The 21,800-nt window shown below is 46.2% G+C and carries 18 protein-coding genes; 2 read left to right on the top strand and 16 right to left on the bottom strand.

Annotated features, from left to right (window positions below; translation table 11 throughout):
* Positions 1-40: 40 nt before the first annotated feature.
* The 5 genes from leuB to ABV001_RS09775 form a co-directional block, all read right to left on the bottom strand.
* Entirely contained in the window at positions 41-1,108 is a 1,068-nt protein-coding gene (leuB, locus tag ABV001_RS09795) for a 3-isopropylmalate dehydrogenase (protein WP_352422631.1), read from the bottom strand.
* A gap of 246 nt (positions 1,109-1,354) precedes the next feature.
* Complete coding sequence (locus tag ABV001_RS09790; RefSeq protein WP_352422630.1) at positions 1,355-2,914, bottom strand: hydroxymethylglutaryl-CoA lyase-like TIM-barrel protein; 1,560 nt, start codon at positions 2,912-2,914, stop codon at positions 1,355-1,357.
* Positions 2,915-3,169: 255 nt separating this feature from the next.
* A complete protein-coding gene (gene leuD, locus ABV001_RS09785; protein ID WP_352422629.1) occupies positions 3,170-3,769 on the bottom strand; it encodes a 3-isopropylmalate dehydratase small subunit in 600 nt (199 codons plus the stop codon).
* A gap of 78 nt (positions 3,770-3,847) precedes the next feature.
* Positions 3,848-5,230, bottom strand: a complete 1,383-nt coding sequence (gene leuC, locus ABV001_RS09780) for a 3-isopropylmalate dehydratase large subunit (protein ID WP_352422628.1) — start codon at positions 5,228-5,230, stop codon at positions 3,848-3,850.
* 115 nt (positions 5,231-5,345) lie between these two features.
* A complete protein-coding gene (locus ABV001_RS09775; protein WP_352422627.1) occupies positions 5,346-6,833 on the bottom strand; it encodes a 2-isopropylmalate synthase in 1,488 nt (495 codons plus the stop codon).
* A 396-nt stretch (positions 6,834-7,229) separates the two neighbouring features.
* On the opposite strand from ABV001_RS09775, the gene ABV001_RS09770 reads away from it, so the two are divergent.
* Together ABV001_RS09770 and ABV001_RS09765 are read left to right on the top strand one after the other, a co-directional pair.
* Positions 7,230-8,207 carry an aminodeoxychorismate synthase component I gene (locus ABV001_RS09770; protein ID WP_352422626.1) on the top strand — a complete coding sequence of 326 codons (978 nt, stop codon included), beginning with the start codon at positions 7,230-7,232 and terminating at the stop codon, positions 8,205-8,207.
* Between the two features lie 14 nt (positions 8,208-8,221).
* Positions 8,222-8,809 (top strand): aminotransferase class IV, encoded by a 588-nt coding sequence (locus tag ABV001_RS09765; protein WP_352422625.1) that lies wholly within the window; start codon positions 8,222-8,224, stop codon positions 8,807-8,809.
* A 63-nt stretch (positions 8,810-8,872) separates the two neighbouring features.
* On the opposite strand, the gene nqrF is transcribed toward ABV001_RS09765, so the two are convergent.
* From nqrF to ABV001_RS09710, 11 genes are all read right to left on the bottom strand, one after another.
* Positions 8,873-10,147, bottom strand: coding sequence for an NADH:ubiquinone reductase (Na(+)-transporting) subunit F (gene nqrF / locus ABV001_RS09760; RefSeq protein ID WP_323424601.1), 1,275 nt, complete (start codon positions 10,145-10,147; stop codon positions 8,873-8,875).
* Between the two features lie 34 nt (positions 10,148-10,181).
* Positions 10,182-10,796 carry an NADH:ubiquinone reductase (Na(+)-transporting) subunit E gene (gene nqrE, locus ABV001_RS09755; RefSeq protein ID WP_323424600.1) on the bottom strand — a complete coding sequence of 205 codons (615 nt, stop codon included), beginning with the start codon at positions 10,794-10,796 and terminating at the stop codon, positions 10,182-10,184.
* Positions 10,797-10,889: 93 nt separating this feature from the next.
* A complete protein-coding gene (locus tag ABV001_RS09750) occupies positions 10,890-11,522 on the bottom strand; it encodes an NADH:ubiquinone reductase (Na(+)-transporting) subunit D (RefSeq protein WP_323424599.1) in 633 nt (210 codons plus the stop codon).
* Between the two features lie 46 nt (positions 11,523-11,568).
* Complete coding sequence (nqrC, locus tag ABV001_RS09745; protein WP_323424598.1) at positions 11,569-12,279, bottom strand: NADH:ubiquinone reductase (Na(+)-transporting) subunit C; 711 nt, start codon at positions 12,277-12,279, stop codon at positions 11,569-11,571.
* Between the two features lie 215 nt (positions 12,280-12,494).
* A complete protein-coding gene (locus ABV001_RS09740; RefSeq protein ID WP_352422624.1) occupies positions 12,495-13,703 on the bottom strand; it encodes an NADH:ubiquinone reductase (Na(+)-transporting) subunit B in 1,209 nt (402 codons plus the stop codon).
* A gap of 42 nt (positions 13,704-13,745) precedes the next feature.
* The gene (locus tag ABV001_RS09735) at positions 13,746-15,092 is read right to left on the bottom strand and encodes a Na(+)-translocating NADH-quinone reductase subunit A (protein WP_352422623.1); all 1,347 of its coding nucleotides are present in this window, start codon (positions 15,090-15,092) and stop codon (positions 13,746-13,748) included.
* 218 nt (positions 15,093-15,310) lie between these two features.
* Positions 15,311-16,069, bottom strand: coding sequence for a zinc ribbon domain-containing protein (locus ABV001_RS09730; RefSeq protein WP_323424595.1), 759 nt, complete (start codon positions 16,067-16,069; stop codon positions 15,311-15,313).
* A 183-nt stretch (positions 16,070-16,252) separates the two neighbouring features.
* The gene (locus ABV001_RS09725; RefSeq protein WP_352422622.1) at positions 16,253-17,347 is read right to left on the bottom strand and encodes a Nif3-like dinuclear metal center hexameric protein; all 1,095 of its coding nucleotides are present in this window, start codon (positions 17,345-17,347) and stop codon (positions 16,253-16,255) included.
* Positions 17,348-17,493: 146 nt separating this feature from the next.
* The gene (locus ABV001_RS09720) at positions 17,494-17,775 is read right to left on the bottom strand and encodes a helix-turn-helix domain-containing protein (RefSeq protein WP_352422621.1); all 282 of its coding nucleotides are present in this window, start codon (positions 17,773-17,775) and stop codon (positions 17,494-17,496) included.
* An 84-nt stretch (positions 17,776-17,859) separates the two neighbouring features.
* The gene (locus ABV001_RS09715; RefSeq protein ID WP_352422620.1) at positions 17,860-20,481 is read right to left on the bottom strand and encodes a peptidase associated/transthyretin-like domain-containing protein; all 2,622 of its coding nucleotides are present in this window, start codon (positions 20,479-20,481) and stop codon (positions 17,860-17,862) included.
* A 5-nt stretch (positions 20,482-20,486) separates the two neighbouring features.
* On the bottom strand, positions 20,487-21,374 hold the full coding sequence (locus ABV001_RS09710; RefSeq protein WP_352422619.1) for a GLPGLI family protein: 888 nt from the start codon (positions 21,372-21,374) through the stop codon (positions 20,487-20,489).
* Positions 21,375-21,800 lie beyond the last annotated feature (426 nt).

The following is a 21,800-nucleotide window of genomic DNA, read 5'->3' as shown; positions in this document are numbered from 1 at the left end:
CCACCATTTCACTTTTTCACCATTCCACCTTTCCGCTTTTTCACTTTTTCACAAACGATGCAATCCACTCTCCTACTTCAGAGGTTTTATAAGCTTTTCCTCCGTCAGCGATATCTTCGGTGACGATTCCGGCTTCGAGGCTTGCATTGACTGCTTCCCGGATAAGTGCTCCTTCTTCCATCAGGTTGAAACCATATTCAAACATCAGGGCGGCGGAAAGGATCATGGCCAGTGGATTGGCGATATTCTTGCCGGTCGCCTGGGGATAAGATCCGTGAATAGGCTCGAACAGCGATGTATGCAAGCCCACGGATGCTGAAGGGAGTAATCCCAGAGAACCGGTAATTACGGACGCCTCATCGGTGAGGATATCCCCGAACAGGTTCTCAGTCACCATCACATCAAAGCTTTTAGGCCATTGGATGATACGCATGGCCGCATTGTCCACAAAGAGGAAATCGGTCTCGATATCAGGATACTGCGGTGCGATTTCCTGTGCAATCTGGCGCCAGAGCCGGGAAGTAGCGATCACGTTTGCCTTATCGACCACCGTCACTTTTTTGCGCCGCTGTCCGGCAAACTTGTAGGCAAGGTGCAATACCCGTTCTATTTCTTCGCGGGTATACACACAAGTGTCATAAGCTGTATTGCCATCCTCGCTCCTTCCCTGCGGCCGGCCGAAATACATCCCCCCCGTCAATTCGCGGATACAGACGAAATCGGCACCTTCCACCAGGTCGGCCCGCAAGGGCGACTTATGGATAAGGGAGGGGAAAGTCATTACCGGACGAATATTCCCATAAAGTCCCAACTGCTTGCGCATACGGAGCAATCCCTGTTCGGGACGTACTTTCGCGTTGGGATCATTATCGTATTTGGGATCACCGATAGCACCGAACAGTACCGCATCGCTCTGCATACAGAGTTCATGCGTTTCGGACGGATAAGGATTACCGGTCGCATCAATGGCACAAGCGCCCACAATGGCCTCTTTACAGGTCAGGGTATGACCGAATTTTTCACACACGGCCGAAGTAATATTCAGCGCCTGTTTCATTATTTCCGGGCCTATTCCGTCGCCCGGCAGTACAGCTATGTTTAGTTGCATATATTTTTATTTAGAGTAAAGAACAAAGAATAAAGACATTTTAAATTAAAAATTAAAAATTAAAAGTTAAAAGTTAATTCTTAACTTCTCAACTTCTTCACTTCTTCACTTCAGACTTCTTTTTTATCAGTCACATTATTCACATTGACACATTCATTATCACTACTTGCCCCGATTTATCGGGATTAATCACCTTTCCACTCTCCCACTTTTTTCACTTTTCCACTTTTCCACCTTCCCTCTTTACTAGGGTAATCTCATATAATTCATATTGGGAATATTCCCGCTCTCAATCATATTCAACATTTTCATTGTCGCCTTGATGGCAGCCACCGTCTGGTCGATGTCCAGTGCACGGGTTCTGAACACTTTGTCATCGAACTTCCAGGTGATCACCGTCTGCACGTAGGCGTTGGTCTTGCCTCCGGGAGGGATCACCACCACATAGTCAATCAGTTCGGGTGCCGGTTTATTCAGCTTCCTGTATATTTTGTACATTGCTTTTGAGAAAGCGTGGTATTGTCCGTCTCCTGCTGCGGTTTCCTGATAGACTTCACCTTTTATCGATATCTTCACGGTGGCGGTAGGTCTCAGTCCATCCGTCAGCGTAAGCGAATAGTTGAGCATTTTGATGTCCTGATTTTCCACCCCGTTCTTCAACACATCAGAAACAATATAGGGCAGTTCATCGAGGTTGACTATCTCTTTCCTGTCACCCAGTTCAATAATACGTGCAGTTACTTTACGGGTCGACTCGTCGTCGAGCTCGATACCCAGCGCCTCCAGATTTTTAATGATATTGGAACGGCCTGCATTTTTCCCCAACGCATATTCACGGAAACGGCCGAACCGTTCAGGCATCAGGTTATTGAAATAGAGGTTTTTCTTTTTATCGCCATCGGCATGCACGCCCGCCACCTGGGTGAATACATTATCGCCGATTACCGGCTTATTATTGGGTATACGCACACCGGAGTAACTTTCCACTACTTTGCTCACGTTATAGAGCTTCGATTCGTCGACATTGGTAGTTAATCCCATATGGTCATGAATAAGCGCTACCACGCTGGTAATGGGAGCATTGCCGGCCCTCTCACCCAAACCGTTTACAGTGACATGTACCCCTTTCACGCCTGCTTTGATGGCTTCATAAACATTGGCTACGGCAAGGTCGTAGTCGTTATGGGCATGAAAATCGAAATGAAGGCCGGGATAACGGGCAATCATTTCCGAACAGTATTGATGTGTTTCATCGGGATTGAGTACTCCCAGCGTATCGGGCAGCATAAAACGGGTGACTGCCTCATCTTTCAAACCATCCATCATCCGGAAAACATACTCTTTAGAGTCACGCATCCCATTAGACCAATCTTCAAGATAGAGGTTGACTGCCAATCCCATCCGATTTGCCTGAACAATAGTGTGCTGCACATCTGCCAGATGTTCTTGCTGTGACTTGCATAATTGGTAGGTGCAATGTTTCAATGAACCTTTACAGAGCAGGTTTACCACCTTGCAGCCGGCATTGACGATCCATTCCAGGGAAGTAGTGCCATCCACAAAGCCGAGTACCTCAAGCCGGTCGATATACCCATGAGCAGTCGCCCATTGCGCCATTTTCTTCACGGAATGGAATTCTCCTTCGGAGACGCGTGCAGAAGCGATCTCTACCCGGTCAACCTTCAACTCTTCAAGCAAAAGGCGCACCACGCTCACCTTCTCCTGTGCAGCAAAAGATACCCCCGAGGTCTGCTCTCCATCACGGAGCGTGGTATCCATGATCTCTATTTTCTTTACTTCCTTCATGTTATATGTTCTTCGCCAATTCTATTGTCATTCGGCTCCGCCAATTCTATTGTTATTCGGCTCCGCCGATTCTATTGTTATTCGGCTCCGCCGTTATTCGCTGCGCGTTATTCGTTCGCTGCGCTCACGTTATTCGTGCTTCGCACGTAGAACCCCACTACTGAATAACTATTGAATAACCACTGAATAACAATCGAATAACTACTGAATAACCACTGAATAACTATTGAATAACTATCGAATACCTACTGAATTTCATTCATACGCGAAAGCACGGTTTCTCTCATATTCCTCAATCTTATCCTTGTTGGAGAGGAGGAAATCGATATCGTCCAATCCTTTCAGCAGGCATTCTTTCTTATAGGGATTAATCTCGAATGATTCAGTTGATCCTGTTCCGTTATTCGAAATAGTTTGTTCTTCCAGATTGACTGTGACCGTCACCTGTGGATTCTTATTCACCGAGGCAAACAGTTCACTCAGGAATTTTTCACTTACGATTACCGGCAGGATACCGTTGTTGAGGGCATTATTACGGAATATGTCGGCGAAGAAGCTCGATACGACCACTTTAAAGCCATAACCTCCGATAGCCCAGGCAGCATGCTCGCGGCTACTCCCGCTACCGAAATTCTTACCGGCTACCAATACCTGTCCGGAATAGACAGGATTATTCAGCACGAAATCGGATTTCGGGTTTCCCTCTTTATCATAACGCCAGTCAGCGAACAGGTTATCACCAAATCCTTCGCGTGTGGTTGCTTTCAAGAAACGTGCGGGTATGATCTGGTCGGTATCCACATTCTCAATCGGAAGTGGTACATATGTTGATGTTATTGTTTGAAACTTTTCCATTTTATTTTTAATTATCATTACCTTTCCCGATTCATCGAGATTAGTAAATTAATACATTCATCCCATTGGCACATTGAATCACGGTTCAGTGATCTTTCCGTTTACCGCGGCGGCGGCGGCCACTAACGGACCGGCCAGGATAGTCCTTGCACCGGGTCCCTGCCGTCCCTCGAAATTCCGGTTGGAAGTGGAGACTGCGTATTTACCTGCCGGCACCTTATCGTCGTTCATTGCCAGGCAGGCGGAGCAACCCGGCTGGCGGAGCTGGAAACCCGCCTCTGTCAGTATTTTATCGAGTCCTTCGGCTTCAATCTGCTTGCGTACCTGCCAACTGCCGGGCACTAACCATGCCGTCACATTATCGGCTTTCTTTTTTCCTTTTACATAGTTGGTAAATACCCGGAAGTCCTCTATACGGCCGTTGGTACAGCTTCCCAGGAAGACATAATCTATCGTTTTTCCTTCTAACTTTTCGCCGGGGGCAAATCCCATATAATTCAATGATTTCTCGAAAGAGATCTTTCCGGCTTCGTCTATTTCATCCAGGCGGGGGATAGTACCGTCGATAGGCATACCCATACCGGGGTTTGTCCCGTAAGTGATCATCGGGCGTATCTTTGCCACATCAAAGGTGACCTCCTTATCGAAGACAGCACCTTCATCACTCTTCAAAGTTTGCCAGTAAGCCACCGCTTTATCCCATTTCTCACCTTTAGGCGCGAATTCACGTCCTTTGATATAGTTGAATGTGGTTTCATCCGGAGCAACCAGACCTCCACGGGCACCCATCTCGATACTCAGGTTACAGAGCGTCATTCGCTCTTCCATGGTGAGGTTGCGTACCGCTTCACCGGCATATTCCACAAAGTAACCGGTAGCACCTCCGGTGGTCAGTTGCGAAATCATATAGAGTGCCATATCTTTGGCGCTTACATTTTCGCCCAGGCTGCCTTCAAAATTGATCCGCATGGTTTTGGGCCGTGTCTGCAGGATACATTGCGATGCCAGCACCATTTCCACTTCACTGGTACCAATCCCAAAGGCGATAGCGCCAAAAGCACCATGGGTGGAAGTATGGCTGTCACCACACACGATAGTCATGCCCGGCTGCGTATAACCGTTTTCCGGTCCTATCACGTGTACGATCCCGTTCTTGGGATTATTGAGGCCGTAATAAGTCAGTCCGAAATCCGATGCATTTTTAGCCAGGGTTTCCACCTGAAAACGCGACACAGTATCCCGAATGGGTTTGTTCTGCCACATAGTAGGGATATTATGATCGGCCGTAAGCGTAGTCTGTTGCGGACGGAACACGTCCAGTCCACGCGCCCTGATCCCGGCAAAAGCCTGGGGACTGGTCACCTCGTGGCATAAATGCCTGTCGATGTATAACTGGGTGGGACCGTCTTTCACCGTCGCCACCACATGCGCATCCCATATCTTATCAAAAAGAGTCTTCATATATTTTAATTACTAATTACTAATTACAAATTACCTTTCCACTTAATCACTCAGGCACTCAGGCACTTAATCGCTCAGGCACTTAATCGCTCAGACACTTAACCACTCAGGCACCTTATTCCACAATTTTATTCACCGCGTCAATGAATGCTTCTACGGATGCCGCCACGATATCGGTATTGGCAGAAAAACCGTAATACACAATATTATTGTGTTCCACCTGCATGTGTACTTTTCCTATATCATCGCTACCGTGATCGATTGCCTGGATGAGGAATTCGCGTATCTTAACCTTTCTGCGGATAATATTTTTCACGGCACGGATAGCAGCATCTACCGGCCCGTTGCCGCTTGCAGTCGCTTCGAAGTGTTCGCCGGCAATATTCAGTGCAATACTGGCCACATCGCGTACACCGATACCGCAAAGCACCTGCAGGTATTCCACTTTGATCCTGTTCAGGCGTGCATCCTTACCGACCAACATCAGGATATCATCATCGTTGACGCTTTTCTTCCTGTCGGCTAACTCCAGAAACTTCTGATATACTTCATCCAACTCTCCATTTTCAAGCTTCACGCCGAGGATGGAGAGACGGTTTTTTAACGCGGCACGTCCGCTGCGTGCCGTCAGCACGATGGCATTGTCATCGATTCCCACATCTTTGGGATTGATGATTTCGTACGTTTCAACATTTTTGAGGACACCATCCTGATGGATTCCCGAGGAGTGGGCAAAGGCATTCCTACCCACAATCGCCTTATTAGGTTGTACCGGCATATTCATCAAGCCCGACACCATCCGGCTGGCCGAGTAGATATGTTGCGTATTGATATTGGTATCGAATCCACGGTCCTTGTGGCTTTTCAGCGCCATCACCACCTCTTCGAGCGAGGTATTACCGGCACGCTCACCGATACCGTTGATGGTCACTTCCACCTGGCGTGCTCCGTTCAACACACCCGAAAGGGTATTGGCAGTGGCCATTCCCAGATCCTGATGACAGTGAGTGGAGAGGATGGCATCCTTCATATCCACGTTATCTATAAGATACTTTATTTTGGCTCCGTATTCGTCGGGGAAGCAATAACCGGTGGTGTCGGGTATATTCACCACGGTAGCTCCGGCGTCGACCACAGCCTGCACCACACGGGCAAGATATTCATTATCGGTGCGGCCCGCATCTTCCGCGTAGAATTCCACATCATCCACAAAGCGGCGGGCATGCTTTACAGCTTTTACCGCCCGTTCAATAATTTCCTCACGGTTGGAATTGAATTTGTATTTAATATGCGAGTCGGAGGTACCGATGCCGGTATGGATCCGTTTGCGCTTGGCATACTTCAGGGCTTCCGCCGCTACTTCGATATCTTTTTCCACAGCACGGGTCAGCGCACAGACAGTGGGCCACGTGACCGCCTTGGATATCTCTACCACGGAATTGAAATCACCCGGACTTGAAACAGGAAAGCCGGCTTCAATCACGTCCACCCCCAACAACTCAAGAGCCTGTGCAATCTGGATCTTCTCAATGGTGTTCAACTGACAACCGGGAACCTGTTCGCCATCTCTTAATGTTGTATCAAATACATAAATACGTTCCATTCTTATTCACCTTTTTGTTAGCCTATAAAAAAGGATAACCTTTCCCACTTGGTGAGAAAGGTTATCCCTATATTTTTTACCTAATGTAAATCACAGATATGCCAGTCTCACCCTCCGAATTTTTCCAGAAGTAGAATAGAAATGACTAGAATACCGACCTGATGATACATACAACAATTTGAATTTTTTCTTGTTTAACGGCTGCAAAGTAAGTGCAAAAATTCATACTAACAAAATATTTCCACAATTTTCTTCAAATAATTTTCGATTTGATTATTATTGCCGTAAATAATTTTCGATTTGAAACCTGATGACAAGACAAATAATCAACACATTATCCCTGATTTCCTTGTCAGACAAAACATCTGGCAGGAGTAAATTGTTTATATGAACAGCATGTTTTTTAATTGCGATGAAATAAAAAAGAGGATGAACAAAGCGGGAAAAGCAAGAAGTCCGTTTTTGTTTGCAGTAGATTTTGAGATGCGGGAAGGATTTTTTATTACCGATCCATTATCTCAGAGAGAGGTGCTGTTCGATGTGAAGGGTATTTCCAATTCCTCTCCTCCCCCGCCTTACCTACATCCGGGAAATTACCTGTTTGAGGCTTTTCCTGAGGATTACCAAAGCTATCTCCGTCGTTTTAACATAGTAATGGAAGGACTGAGACGAGGCGACTCCTATCTCGCCAACCTTACGATAAAAACACCCCTTCATACTTCGCTCTCCCCGGAGGAAATTTTTCATCTGAGCAGGGCAACCTATAAACTTTATCTTCCCGGCAAATGGATATGCTTCTCTCCGGAGTGTTTTGTGCGCATAGCACAGGGAAAGATCAGCACCTATCCCATGAAAGGAACGATTGATGCGAGACGGTCCAATGCACGGGAAACCATCCTAAATGACCCGAAAGAGACGGCGGAACATAACACTATTGTGGATTTGCTTCGTAACGACCTTAGCCGGATCGCAACTTCGGTAAAGGTAAATCGCTTCAGGTATATAGACGAATTAAAGACAAACAGGGGACCGATCTTACAGGTAAGTTCCGAGATCGAAGGAATATTAGAGGAGAACTACCTCGACAACCTTGGCACACTCTTCTTCGAACTGTTGCCGGCCGGTTCCGTATCGGGAGCCCCCAAAGAAGCCACCCTCCGGCTTATCAGGGAAGCGGAGAAGGAACCACGCGGCTTCTATACCGGAGTCGCCGGTTATTTCGATGGAAAGGTACTGGAATCGTTTGTACTAATCCGGTTTATCGGGCAGCAAGGTTCACAACTCTTTTTCCGTAGCGGTGGCGGTATCACCGCGAACAGCAATAGCAGGAAAGAATATGACGAGGCCATACAGAAGGTTTACCTTCCATTTTAAAATTATGTACCAGTATGTTTTTAGAGACCATTTGTATATTACACGGAGAGATTCAGAACAGGCAAGGACATGAAGAGCGGATGCGGCAAACAGCCTCCCATTTCGGGTTTAAAGCGCCAGCGTTGCCCGACCTATTATCCCTTCCCGTGGAGGAACTACGGGTTTCCAAAGTGAAATGCCGCATTATTTACCATAATACCATTGAAGAAATCTCATTTGAAAGATATACAGCCGGAAAAGTCAGTTCACTGAAATTGATAGAAGCACCAATCGATTATCCGTTTAAATTTGCCGACAGGAAAACCCTAAATACCCTCTTGGCGCAAAAGGATGATTGCGATGAAATCCTTATCACCCGGAATGGCCTTATTACGGACACCTCTTACAGCAATGTAGTGTTCGGGCAGGGAGAGCAGTATTTTACACCGGAGAGCACCTTGCTCAACGGGACCAAACGGCAAAAGCTCCTTCAAGAGGGAAAGATTACCGAAAAGCGGATCGATCGTAATTCCCTTATAGAGTATGACCGTATCTACCTCATCAATGCCATGCTGGATATCGCTGATGGGGTCTCCCTGCCCGTAGACCGTATCATAGCGTAAAAAACGGCATCCCTCCTGTGGAGAAATACCGTTCAGACATATAAAGTAGTAAGAAGCCTACGATTATCCGAAATCGTCGAACATGATCATCTCCGGTGGAACACCCAGACTGTCGAGCATGCGCTGTACAGCGTTTGCCATAGGGCCGGGGCCGCACATGTAGTATTCGATGTCTTCAGGTGCATCATGATCTTTCAGGTAAGTATCGTAAATCACCTGATGCACGAATCCCGGGGTGTACTTCACTCCTGCCGCGTCGGCTGCCGGATCGGGCCTGTCGAGTGCCAGATGGAACGAGAAGTTGGGGAATTCCCTTTCGAGTTCGTAGAAATCTTCGAGATAGAATGCTTCTACCAATGCCCTTGCACCATAGTAGTACGACATCTTGCGATCGGTAGTCTTTAAAGTCTTGGTCATGTGCATGATCTGCGAACGCAGGGGAGCCATACCGGCACCACCACCCACCCAGAGCATCTCACGTTTACTATTGAGGATCGGGTGGAAATCTCCGTACGGGCCCGACATCATCACTTTATCACCCGGTTGCAGGCTGAAGATGTAGGATGACACGATACCCGGATTGACATTCATCCATGCACCTTTATCACGGTCGAACGGCGGAGTTGCCACACGCACGTTGAGGGTGATGATATTTCCTTCTGCAGGATAGTTGGCCATGGAATAAGCACGCACGGTATCCTCGTCGTTCTTCGCAACCAGGCCCCACATCTTATTCTTATCCCATTCGCCTTTATACTCTTCGTCGATAATGAAGTCGGAGTATTTGATTTCGCTATAATGAGGAACCCTGATCTGGCTATACGAACCCGGTTTAAAGTCAATCTTTTCACCTTCCGGCAGTTTTACCACGAATTCTTTAATGAATGATGCCACGTTGTGATTGGAGACTACCTCACACTCCCACTCTTTGATACCGAATACCTCTTCGGGTACAATAATAGAAAGGTCCTCTTTCACTTTTACCTGACAACTCAGGCGCCAGTCATTCAACTGTTCCTTGCGGCTGAAGTGTCCTTTCTCGGTCGGAAGGATTTCTCCTCCGCCTTCTACCACACGGCAACGGCACTGGGCACAAGTACCCCCACCTCCGCAGGCAGAAGAAAGAAATATATTCTGCGATTGCAACGTGTTCAACAGTGTTCCACCCATCGGGACGTCCAGCTCTTTCTCATTGTTCACCGTGATCTTCACATTGCCTGACGGCATCAACTTTGCTTTGGCTACCAGAATAATCACTACCAGTACCAAAATGACCAGCAGGAACACGATGACACTTGCCCATATCGTCAAACTACCCGCGCTCAATAATACACTCATATTTGAATAAAAATTTGTTGTTGTCTATTGTCGATTAAATGTTGATCCCTGAAAAACTCATAAAGCCAATCGCCATCAATGCCGTAATGATAAAGGTAATACCCAACCCTTTCAGCGGCTTGGGGACATGCGAGTATTCCAATTTTTCCCTGATAGCCGCCATACCGATAATGGCCAGCAACCATCCGATACCGGATCCGAATCCATAGGCAGTAGCCATGCCAACATTGGCAAACTCACGCTGCTGCATAAACAAAGACCCGCCGAGGATCGCACAATTCACAGCGATAAGCGGAAGGAAAATACCCAATGAACTATAGAGCGAGGGACTGAAACGTTCGATCACCATCTCCACCAGTTGCACGAAAGAAGCGATGACGGCAATAAAGATAAGGAGGCTGAAAACACTCAGGTCGACATCTGCATACTCTTCTCCCAGCCATTGCAGGGCCCCAGCTTTCAGCACATAGTTTTCCAACATATAATTGATGGGCAAAGTTAGCACCAATACAAAAGTAACAGCAATACCCAACCCTAACGCAGTTTTCACGTTTTTCGACACTGCCAGGTAGGAACACATCCCCAGAAAGTAGGCGAAAATCATGTTGTCGACAAATATCGATCGTACTATCAAACTAATTGCATCCATATTTTTTTAAGTGAATAGTGAAAAATGAAAAATGAATTGTAAACTCTCAATCCTTCCCTATTAATTTTTCATTCTTAATTCTTAATTCTTAATTTAGTTGGCTTCTTCCTGTAGTTCCTTGTTCTTGGACCTGTGGATCCATATAATACATGCCACCAATAATATAGCCATAGGAGCAAGCATCATTAAACCGTTATTTTCATAGCCGGCATCATAAAGTGCTTGCGGCACCACCTGGTATCCCAACAATGTGCCGGAGCCTAACAGCTCGCGGAAGAATCCCACGACTATCAATATCCAGCCATATCCTAGCCCATTCCCGATACCATCCAGAAATGAGGGCCATGGACCATTACCGAGTGCGAATGCTTCAAGGCGTCCCATCAAAATACAGTTTGTCACAATCAATCCGACGAACACCGAAAGTTGTTTGTTCACATCATACGCAAAAGCCGCCAACACTTCACTCACAATAGTCACTAACGCTGCCGCAACCACCAACTGCACAATAATACGGATACGGTTGGGGATTGATTTGCGCAGCAACGATATGATCACGTTGGCAAAAGCAACGACTATGGTTACCGCAACCGCCATGACAATGGAGGGTTCGAGCTTTGAAGTTACTGCCAATGCGGAACAGATACCTAATACCTGTACGATGACAGGGTTATTCTTATTCAGCGGCCCCAATAAAACCGCTTTTGTCTTACTAGATAATGCCATTTTCTTTCTCTGTTATATGTTCATTAACGAAATTGTTCCACCGTCATTAGTTGGCAGTGTGTAAGTTCATTAAAAAGTTCTTATATCTTCCCACGCTGTTCAACAGCATATTGTCAACTCCTTTACTGGTAATAGTTCCCCCCGAGATACCATCTACATAATCTCTCCTGTTATTGGTCTGTCCCGGCTTCACCACAGCCACCGAAGTGAATTCATTCTCCTTGAAAAGATTTTTCCCCTGAAACTGATTCCTGAACTGAGGCGTTACAATTTCAGCCCCCAATCCCGGAGTCTCACCCGCGTGACCAAATTCTGAACCATAAATAACACTTCCGTCAGCTTCAACAGCCAGATAACCCCAGATAGGCCCCCAGAGTCCGGCACCGCTCATCGGGATAATGTATTTGGTAGCGCCATCGACTTCGGCTTCGTATACCGGCAATCCTTTAGCCTGGGCATCTCCTAATTCGGTTGAGAATGCCGGATCATCTGGCGTAATCCCTTCGGTACCTTCCACCTTCGCACCTTTGTCATCGACCAGATAGGCATTCTTTACCAGTTCACTGTATTTATTCTGCGCTTCCGCGGCATTTACCTCCAGGTTGAGAGAACGTAATATCTGCTGCATCTTGTCAGTATTCTCATTGGCAATTTGCTTGTCGTTCAGTACCTGATGAGTGAAAGCCAATCCAAGTGCCACCACTATCACCATTACCGAGGCATATATGATCGTATATCCACTACTTTCCCTGTTCATATTCATTCAATTGTTGTTCGGTTGTTATTCAATTGTTATTCAGTTGTTATTCGGTTGTTATTCAGTTGTTATTCAATTGTTACTCAATTGTTATTCAGTTGTTGTTCAGTTGTTATTCGGTAGCAATTACATGCGAAGCCATGAATAACTATTGAATAACGCGAAGCGAATAACGGCGAAGCCGAATAACAATAGAATTGGCGAAGCCGAATAACTTATTTAGTTACTGCTGCCCGTTTCGTACGACGTTTGATATTGGCATCGATCACATAAAAATCAATCAGTGGAGCAAACGCGTTCATAAACAGGATAGCCAACATCATTCCTTCGGGATATCCCGGGTTAAAGACACGGATAGCAACCGCCACCAATCCGATGAGGAAACCATAGATCCATTTCCCTTTCTCGGTCCTTGCCGACGTGACCGGGTCAGTAGCCATAAATACTGCTCCGAATGCAAATCCACCTAACAGGAAGTGATAGTATACCGGCATCTCCATGATGGCATTCTGTGCGAAAGAATTGACCAGCAATACAGCTACAAGTCCTCCGATAAAGACAGAAAGCATGGTCTTCCAACTTCCCACTCCGGTGGCGATCAGGATGACAGCTCCCAATAGGATGGCCAAGGTAGACACTTCTCCGATTGACCCCGGAATGAATCCGAAAAACATATCGCTTAAGGAAAGAGGTTGCCCGGTTATGCCGTGGAAGGCAAAATCAGAAAATCCACCGGCCTCGGTAGTCGCAATCTGTCCCAACGGGGTAGCTCCCGAATAGCCGTCTATCACTGCCCCCTTCCCCATTCCGAAAGTATCGGCAGTGCGTACCCATACCTGTTCACCCGACATTTTTGAAGGATAAGAAAAGAAGAGGAACGCACGTGTGATCAATGCCACATTGAAAATATTATATCCTGTACCGCCAAACACCTCTTTGGCAAATATTACGGCAAAAGCGGTGGCCACGGCAATCATCCACAACGGAGTATCCACGGGGACGATCATCGGGATAAGTATCCCGGTAACCAGAAAACCCTCGGCCACTTCCTCTTTTTTCACCTGTGCTATAGCAAACTCAATGCCGAGTCCCACCACATAAGAAACTACGATCTGGGGCAGTACAGCCAATAATCCGTAAAAGAATTTGGTAAGGAATGTCACATCCTGGCCGATTGCCAGATAATGCTGTAATCCCACGTTATACATACCTACCAGAAGTGCGGGAACCAGTGCGAGGATCACAATGATCATCGTACGTTTGGAATCGCGCGCATCATGGATATGTACACCCGATTTCGATGTCGTGTTGGGCACGAAGAGGAACGTCTCAAACGCATCGTATGTAGAATAGAGCCAATGCAGTTTTCCGCCTTCCTCGAAATTCGGTTTGATCTTATCAAGATACTTTCTTAACGCTTTCAAAGTTCTATTATTTATAAGTTATATATACTGTTGTGAACGATGTTATTCCATCTCCTTGCGCAGCAGGTCAAGACCGGTACGCACAATACGTTGCAGCTCCAGTTTGGATGTATCCACAAACTCGCACAAGGCAAAGTCTTCCGGCGCCACTTCGTATATACCCAGCTGCTCCATCTTATCGATATTGAATGCGATAATGGATTTGATGAGTTGTTCGGGGAAGATATCCATCGGGAATACCTTATCATATTCGTTTGAAACGATAATAGCCCTCGGGCCGCCCAACAGACGGGCGTCGAGACGGTATTTCTTGTTATAAGAAGGGTAGGTACATCCGGCGCTATAACGCTTGGGAGACAATGATGCCCAGCCAAAGGCCTCATGTACATCATCGCCCTCGGGGATAACCGTCACCTGGTTATCATAAGCACGGAGTACGCCATCCGCATCAATCTTACGCCCTGTGAGCGGGTTTCCGCTAATATATCTCAGCGAGATTCCTTCCGTCACATTCCCCTTGAAAATGGAATTCAACTGTGTACCAATCACCATCTGGTAGTAACCGGTCTGTTTTACTTCCGATCCTGTAAGCGCTACCGTACGGGTAAGATCCACAATACCCTGGTTGAAAAGGCGTCCAATAATTGCCACATCGGATGCATTGAGCGTCCATATGGTCTCACCCCTGTTCACCGGTTTGATATGATTGATCTGTACACCTACGTTTCCTGCGGGATGCGGTCCATCAAACTCTGTAATGACCACATTTTTCGCATCACGCAATCCTTTATGGGTTGTTTTAGGACTGATAGAGAGGTAAACTTTACCGGTGGTCAGTTTTGCCAGGGCATCGAACCCTGCCTGTAAGTCAGCTTCACTCCCGTTCAGTATAAAATCGGTTGCAGGCGCCAATGGAGCCGTATCGAAGCCGGTTACAAATATGTCACGCGGTTCTTTGGTGGGAGCGGCCACCACATCGTAAGGACGTTGTTTGACCAGAAACCAGAGACCGGCATTGAGAATCGACTCCTTCACCTCCTGAGCGGAGAGCGAAGCCACCGGTTTCTTGCCGAAATCCTCGTATTGCGTAGTGCTGTCGGCCTTCACTTCTATATAGAGTATACGCCGCTTCTCACCCCGTTCGATGTTTGTCACCACACCACTGACAGGTGAAGCAAAAAGCATCCCGGGATAATTCTTATCAAAGAACAAGGGCATACCGGCCTTCACGACATCGTCTACCTTGACAGCCAGCTTGGGAATAACACCATGAAAATCCTCAGGACAAATCCTTACATATTCACTCGTTATCCTCCCTCTTAGCGTTTCTTCAGCCTCGCCGAGCAGCGGAATTCGTAAGCCTTTCTTAATTTTTATTCGATTAGCCATATAGTATTGTATAAATAACCTTGCTTGTTAACTTTTTATATCCAATGATAAATCAATGGGTTATTAATAAGCTGTGAATGATTATCCAAGGAGTACCTCCTTACGGAACGCAAAGATACATCATTTCTTCCCAAAAAAAGAAGAAATAAACAGAAATTGAAGAAAAAATTCTCCAATCGACTTTTAAGATGTTTTCCGGCACTCCTTTTCCAAATTTATCAAGCGCCGGCCATATCAGGATCAATCATGATTCGCCCGCAATATTCACATACGATGACCTTCTTTCCCAGCTTGATATCCATTTGTTTCTGAGGCGGTATCTTATTGAAACACCCGCCACAGGCACCACGCTGGATAGGCACTACACCCAAACCGTTGCGGGCGTTCTTGCGGATTCTTTTGAAAGCAGTCAGCAGACGGGGCTCAATCGTTGCCTCGGTCTTTTTTGCCTTTTCGCGGATTTTCTCTTCCTGCGCCTTGGTTTCTGATACGATATCGTCCAGTTCCTGTTTTTTATGCTCCAGGTCTGATGTCTTTTCTTTCAGGAGTTCATTGGCTGTTTCAATCTGTTCCTTGATAGAGGTCGTTTCCTGGGCATATTCACGGATATGTTTTTCGGAAAGCTCTATCTCCAGCGTTTCAAATTCTATCTCCTTGGAGAGATGGTCGTACTCCTTGCTGTTGCGCACGTTGTCCAACTGCTTGTTGTATTTTTCTATTTTCGCTTTACTGGTCTCTATCTTTCCTTTCTGCAGCTTTGTATTCTCATCGAGTTGTTTGAGTTCCAGTTCGAAATTGTTGATACGGGTACCCAGTCCGGCAATCTCGTCGTCGAGGTCGGCCACCTCGAGGGGAAGCTCACCGCGCAAGGTCTTGATCCGGTCTATCTCGGACAGATAAGATTGTAATTTGTACAGGGATTTCAGTTTTTCTTCTACCGACACTTCCTGTTCAGCACTCTTTTTTCTTGTAGCCATAATTTATTCTGTTTATCAATATTTCTCAAATCAAATTTGCAAGTTGTATTTCTGCAACTAAAGCGGAGTCCCTTAGATATTTTGTGGCCCATTAAATCAAAAAAATGCAGCAACAAACGATTGACCAACCGTTTCATTACCACATTTTTCTGTAATGGCGGGAACAAGTCGGACCGCTTTCTTTTACAGATATTTCACCGGGTTCGAGTCGAACGCCGATTTATGTAGTGCAAAGGTAGGAAATTTTCTCGAAATAAGATCGAAAAAAATCTCTTTTGTGCAGATTTCCGACTCATAATGACCGACTACGGCCAGAAGTATGCGTCCTTCCACATCAAAAAAGTCGTTATATTTTGCTTCTCCGGTGATAAAGGCATCTGCTCCATAAGCGATAGCCCTGGGGATAAGGAATGCACCGGCACCGCCACAGAGCGCCACATCACGGATTTCCTTTCCCTGCAACTTTGTATGCTGGATAGTGGGTAGATTAAAAATATCTTTCAACAGGTATAAGAATTCCTGTTCAGGCATCGGTTCCGGAAGCACCCCCACCACACCGCTACCATGTTGCGGCCAGTTATTGGCGATGGGATAGAAGTCAAATACCGGTTCCTCATAGGGATGTACCGCCAGCAGAGCCCGAAGCACCTCTTCCTTCTTCATCACGGGGATTACGGTTTCAATTCGCACTTCCGGCTCAAAATGGAGCCGGTCGATCTCGCCGATATGTGGATTGGCACCCTCTTTTGCCCTGAATGTACCTTCCCCCGAGAGGTTATAACTGCAGCTGTCGTAATTCCCGATGTTCCCGGCGCCGGCATTGAATAAGGCATTCCTGACACTCTCGGCATGCTGGAGCGGTACGGTGGTGACAAACTTCAACAATGCATTTTCAAGTGGTTGCAGGATTTTCATGTTCTGCAACTCCAGTATCTCCGCCAGTTTGTAGTTGACACCTCCCCTTGCATTGTCCAGGTTGGTATGCGCGGCATAGAGCACGATATCGTGCCGGATAGCCTGCATCATGCAACGCTCTGTATAATTCTTTCCGGTGAGCGACCTGAATGGCCGGAAGGCAATGGGATGATGCGATATGACAAGATTGCAGCCCAGAGAAATGGCCTCATCGATCACATCCTCGGTCACATCGATACATAGCAGTATGCCGGTTACTTCGCGGTTTATGTCACCTACCTGCAATCCGCTATTATCATAACTCTCCTGCAGCGGCAGGGGAGCTACCTGTTCAATGGTTTGAAGGACTTCTTTTATGCGCATATAGTTAAATTACCAATGACTAATTAATTACTAATTACCAATTACTAATTACCAATTACCAATTACTAATTACCAATTACTAATGACTAATTACCAATTACCAACTGTGGGTTATTGTCCCTGTTTATCGACTGCCAATCATTTTATTATAATCTTATCGACAAGTCTAAATGTCCGTCAAGTCCAAACTCTACTATTTTTTGAAGTGTCGAGATACGGGCCTCTTTAATATTGTTCTCAATCTTAGAAATGTAAGACTTTGTGGTTCCTGCCTTTTTTGCAAGCTCCTCTTGCGTCAAACCTTTTTCAAGCCTTGCTTCTTGGAGTAGGGATCCAATCTTAAAATTTTCATAACCGCCCTCTAGTTCTCCACGTTCTTTAGTTCCACGCTTGTCGTAATGCTTTTCCTTAAACTCTTCCAGAGTCATATATTCAGATATTTTTGTCCTTTGAGTCACAATTACAAAGATATAAAAGTTTCCCTAAAGTACAACCTTGTTTTGTATTTTATTTCACAGTATCTTGAACCTCACCCTGAGCAGCACTTCCGCGGGACGCAACCGGTATACCGAGTAATAGCTGCTGATATCGTTATAGGAATAGGTCACGAATTGTCGGGTACTGAAGATATTTGTCCAGTCGAGCATCCAGTCCACATTCTTCATCCTGTAACGCACCCCCAGATTCCCGAACCAGGATGAACGGGCGGACGATTCAATCATATTATTGTAGTAATGATTAAACGACAAGGTCACCGACAGTCCCTTTGCCGGGATCAGTGACGCGGCGATATCCTGCGTGAAATAATTTGCCGGCTCCATCCGGGTATCCCTGATCTTCGTGCGGGCGTGACGGTAGGAAGCCCCGTATTTCACTATCATGAAGCGACCGATATCAGTGGTGATACCGGTTGAGAGGGAATAACCGTCCGAATGGTAAGCGGAGACAATCCCCTGATACAAAGCAATAGACCGGTTTTGGTCATAACTACCACTGAGCCTTACTTCAGAATTGATCGCATCAATACTTTTCCCCATAGAGTAACCGCCTCCCCAATTATGTGAGGTGTGAGGATGGTAAACACCAATACTGCTGCTCAGGACACCGTCATACTCCACATCGTAAAGCATATCACGCCATCTATTGTTGTAGTACAGGCGCAATGATGCAAACAGGGTCGTGAACGGATTCTTATAATGGAAACTGACATCGGCGGATGTCCGGCTACTTTTAGACAGTTGTCCGTCACTGCGGTTCATGCTGCGGTAGTTATTCAGGACATACCCCCTGTAATCTTCATTCACTGTCCCTATATTGCTGGAAAAGGAGAAGTTGGAATAGAAACTCATTCTTGACGTGACGGGATACTGCAATCCCAGGTTTGGCGCAAAAAGCAAATGCCCGCCGTGTTGTTTTGAAAGCCTTGCCTTGTCATTCCTGACCAGGAACAGCCAATTCAGGGGGATATACAGGTTCAGATGCAGGCCTGAAGGAGCCCTGTAACCCAGTGACGGCGAGATATTGAGTTTTATTTCCGTACGCCCGATATTATTCCGCAGGCTATCCGCTGTGATCGGTACGTGGTCGGCACCCGAAAGTAAATTTGATTCCATAGAATAATGGAGGAAAGAAGCGCCGGTAGTATGTCCCAGGCTGAACCGTTGCATATCCCTGTTTCCCGAAAATGAAGCAGAAGCACTGAAACGGTCGAAAGAGAGATCCTGCAGGATCAATGAGTCTGGATTTTTTAACGCATCGAACAGGACAGGTGAGACCGTCAGTGACTGGTGTTGGGAGGTATACGCCATATTTGCCTTTATCCGGCGTCTCCGGCTGTCATTATGGCGCAGGTAGTCAAAATCGTTTTCGATATGGAATGAGGGCAATCGCAGCGACTGTGATACCGGCTCACTTCCTCCGATACCTCCGTCTTGTGTATTCCATGAGGAACGGATATTGAGTTTGTTATTCAGGAAATAATCCCCGGTATTGCCTTCGAGAGTGACTGACCCCTCCAGTTCCCGCTTCAGCAGGCGGGCATCCATCTCCTCTGCTATTCGCAGCGTGTCGGATGGAGTCAGGAAGAGATCATGCCTTGAGAAACTGCTGCTCTTCTGTTTATCGTGCAGGTAATTGATGTTGGTAGTGAGTGTCAGCTCTTTTTTGAGCGTTCTCAAATCGTTCAATGATATCAGTTGGGCATCGTTAAACAGCCAATGCTGCTCTTTAATGGAGGGAGGAACGGGTGCCACCACCGATAGCAGGTTGGCCGGACTGTTTCCGTAGTGGTCGTAATAGGAAGTAAGTTCCTTGCTGATATCCCTTCCTGTATTGTCTCCCTTATACACCAGCATGTTCTGTTGAGAGCGGGTAAAGCGCATACCCACGGCTTCGTTGCTGAGCAGGACGGGAGGAAGTCCTGTCCCAAGCTGCGCCGTGGCAAAGAAAGCGCCCATGGCCGACTGTTTCAATTTCAGGTTGATGGCGGCATTTTCGGGAATTTCTATTCCCTTGAGCGCCTTGACAGGCTGGTGATTTTCGAGTATCTGTACCGATGCCACTTTGGAGGCATCCACGTTTTGGGTGGCCAATCCATACTTTCCCCGGAGCAGGTCGAGTCCCTCGATATAGAATTTGCTGATTTCCTTGTTCTGGTAGAGTATCTGTCCCGAAGAGAGCACCTGCACACCGGGCAACCTGTCCAGCACGTCGCCGATACTCCGGTCGGTCCCATTCAGGAAACTGGCCACGTCGTAATGGATAGTATCGCCCAACTGCCGTATTTTGGGCGCTTTCACTATCACCTCCTTCAACTCCATCACCTTTTCCTCAACCATCAATTCTACAAACCCCGCATCGATTCTGATGGTCTTGGATTGTCGTTCTATGGTCATGGCAGAGACCGTCAGGGTAACCGAGTCGGGCAGGTTATCCCGTTTCAGGGTAAACGTCCCGTCTTCGGCTGTCATGGTATAGGCAAGGATAGAGGGTGAACCGACAGGATGTATCGTGACTGAGGCCGACACAACCGGTTTGCGGCTTTGTACATCGAGCACACGGCCTTTGACCTCTTGCTGGGCAGACAAAGAGAGACAAGAACCAAGCAAAAAGACGATAAAGCTGCAATATCTCATTATCATCAGTCGTTCAATTCCAGATCATGGTAGCTAACAGGATTTTTCTTCTTAAATACGGTCATATTACTACCTTCCATATAACTGATAGACAAATCTTTCAATTTCGATCTCCTATACTCGTTCAGTTGCTTTAGATTTTTGGCCTCTTCAAAAATCCTGTCGGTCGGGAACCCGATAGGCTGATCCCTTAGTTGTTCAAGGCCTATTGCGTGAAAGCGAAACAACCCATCTTCAGTTTTCGCACTCAAGATAGCTCCCGGCAATCCGTATAACTTCCAGGGACCGTCATTGACCGGTACTTCAGGAGAAAACCAAACGGAATAATCTCTTCCCCGAAAAGAAGTGGTGGCTTTATAACACACATATCCCATCACCGAAAGGGTATCTTCCGATATTTGCCAATCCATTGGGGGTATCTCCTCTTTCAACCGCAAATAACTTCTTTTCTCTCCATACCCCGGTCCTATATCTATGGTCACGATCTCATTTTGAATCCTGTTTTTGAATATTCGGGCGCTCTCACCCTTTCTATCATTGATAAAAGTGGGTTTTATATTCCTATTTTCAAAACGTTCCAAGATTTCATTATTATCCTTCAATACGTTGACCGATTTAATCATTGATAACGTCTTTTTATCTTCTATTTGGGCAATGGAATCCCTCCGCTCCTTGTTCCAGTCATAGTACACCGACCAGTGTTGGCCAATGTCGAGCGCCATGGTATCGGTTACCACAATCTGTTCTTTTTCTTTATCGGCCTGCTGGTCGAAAATATAAATGATGCGCAGGAAAGCCTTATCCAGTTCTTCCTGTTGTTGTGCAATAACATCTCCTATTGATAATAGAAAGAAGATTGATACACACCCGGTAACGATTGCTTTGTTTCCCATATTTTAATCTGTCTATGATTTGTCCGGACAAAGTAACTAAATAATTTCGTTCTCAAACTGATTATTTTAGTTAAAATAAATAATCCGGTAAATTAATATTTTGTTGTTATCTAATTTAAAGTTACTCTTGCTTTTTAGAAGTTGGCATTGGGTATGGTGGCCTAAGTGTTGACAGTGAATCTGTAGGAGGTTTAGCATTGGGTGCAGGAGCAGGAATTATGTACCTTATTAATCAGAATATCGGATTAAATCTTGGATTCCAATATCTTAGAGGGGATTACGATGGGGCGGTAATTAATACTTTCGGTGGTACCATAGGGTTTTCCCTCTTCTTTTAAAAAATTCAATTCTAAATTTATTGTAAGGGGGTCTTATTTAGCACTCCCTTTTGTTTTTTTGTGTCTGCCATTTTTTGCTTCTCATTCA

It is taken from the genome of Proteiniphilum sp. (genome assembly GCF_040307845.1).
Lineage (GTDB): Bacteria > Bacteroidota > Bacteroidia > Bacteroidales > Dysgonomonadaceae > Proteiniphilum.
This window is presented reverse-complemented; position numbering and strand designations above follow the sequence as displayed.

Coding starts and splice junctions, on each gene's coding strand:
- leuB (WP_352422631.1), bottom strand. CDS start 1,108: ATGCAACTAAACATAGCTGTACTGCCGGGCGACGGAATAGGCCCGGAA.
- ABV001_RS09790 (WP_352422630.1), bottom strand. CDS start 2,914: ATGAAGGAAGTAAAGAAAATAGAGATCATGGATACCACGCTCCGTGAT.
- leuD (WP_352422629.1), bottom strand. CDS start 3,769: ATGGAAAAGTTTCAAACAATAACATCAACATATGTACCACTTCCGATT.
- leuC (WP_352422628.1), bottom strand. CDS start 5,230: ATGAAGACTCTTTTTGATAAGATATGGGATGCGCATGTGGTGGCGACG.
- ABV001_RS09775 (WP_352422627.1), bottom strand. CDS start 6,833: ATGGAACGTATTTATGTATTTGATACAACATTAAGAGATGGCGAACAG.
- ABV001_RS09770 (WP_352422626.1), top strand. CDS start 7,230: ATGTTTTTTAATTGCGATGAAATAAAAAAGAGGATGAACAAAGCGGGA.
- ABV001_RS09765 (WP_352422625.1), top strand. CDS start 8,222: ATGTTTTTAGAGACCATTTGTATATTACACGGAGAGATTCAGAACAGG.
- nqrF (WP_323424601.1), bottom strand. CDS start 10,147: ATGAGTGTATTATTGAGCGCGGGTAGTTTGACGATATGGGCAAGTGTC.
- nqrE (WP_323424600.1), bottom strand. CDS start 10,796: ATGGATGCAATTAGTTTGATAGTACGATCGATATTTGTCGACAACATG.
- ABV001_RS09750 (WP_323424599.1), bottom strand. CDS start 11,522: ATGGCATTATCTAGTAAGACAAAAGCGGTTTTATTGGGGCCGCTGAAT.
- nqrC (WP_323424598.1), bottom strand. CDS start 12,279: ATGAACAGGGAAAGTAGTGGATATACGATCATATATGCCTCGGTAATG.
- ABV001_RS09735 (WP_352422623.1), bottom strand. CDS start 15,092: ATGGCTAATCGAATAAAAATTAAGAAAGGCTTACGAATTCCGCTGCTC.
- ABV001_RS09730 (WP_323424595.1), bottom strand. CDS start 16,069: ATGGCTACAAGAAAAAAGAGTGCTGAACAGGAAGTGTCGGTAGAAGAA.
- ABV001_RS09725 (WP_352422622.1), bottom strand. CDS start 17,347: ATGCGCATAAAAGAAGTCCTTCAAACCATTGAACAGGTAGCTCCCCTG.
- ABV001_RS09720 (WP_352422621.1), bottom strand. CDS start 17,775: ATGACTCTGGAAGAGTTTAAGGAAAAGCATTACGACAAGCGTGGAACT.
- ABV001_RS09715 (WP_352422620.1), bottom strand. CDS start 20,481: ATGAGATATTGCAGCTTTATCGTCTTTTTGCTTGGTTCTTGTCTCTCT.
- ABV001_RS09710 (WP_352422619.1), bottom strand. CDS start 21,374: ATGGGAAACAAAGCAATCGTTACCGGGTGTGTATCAATCTTCTTTCTA.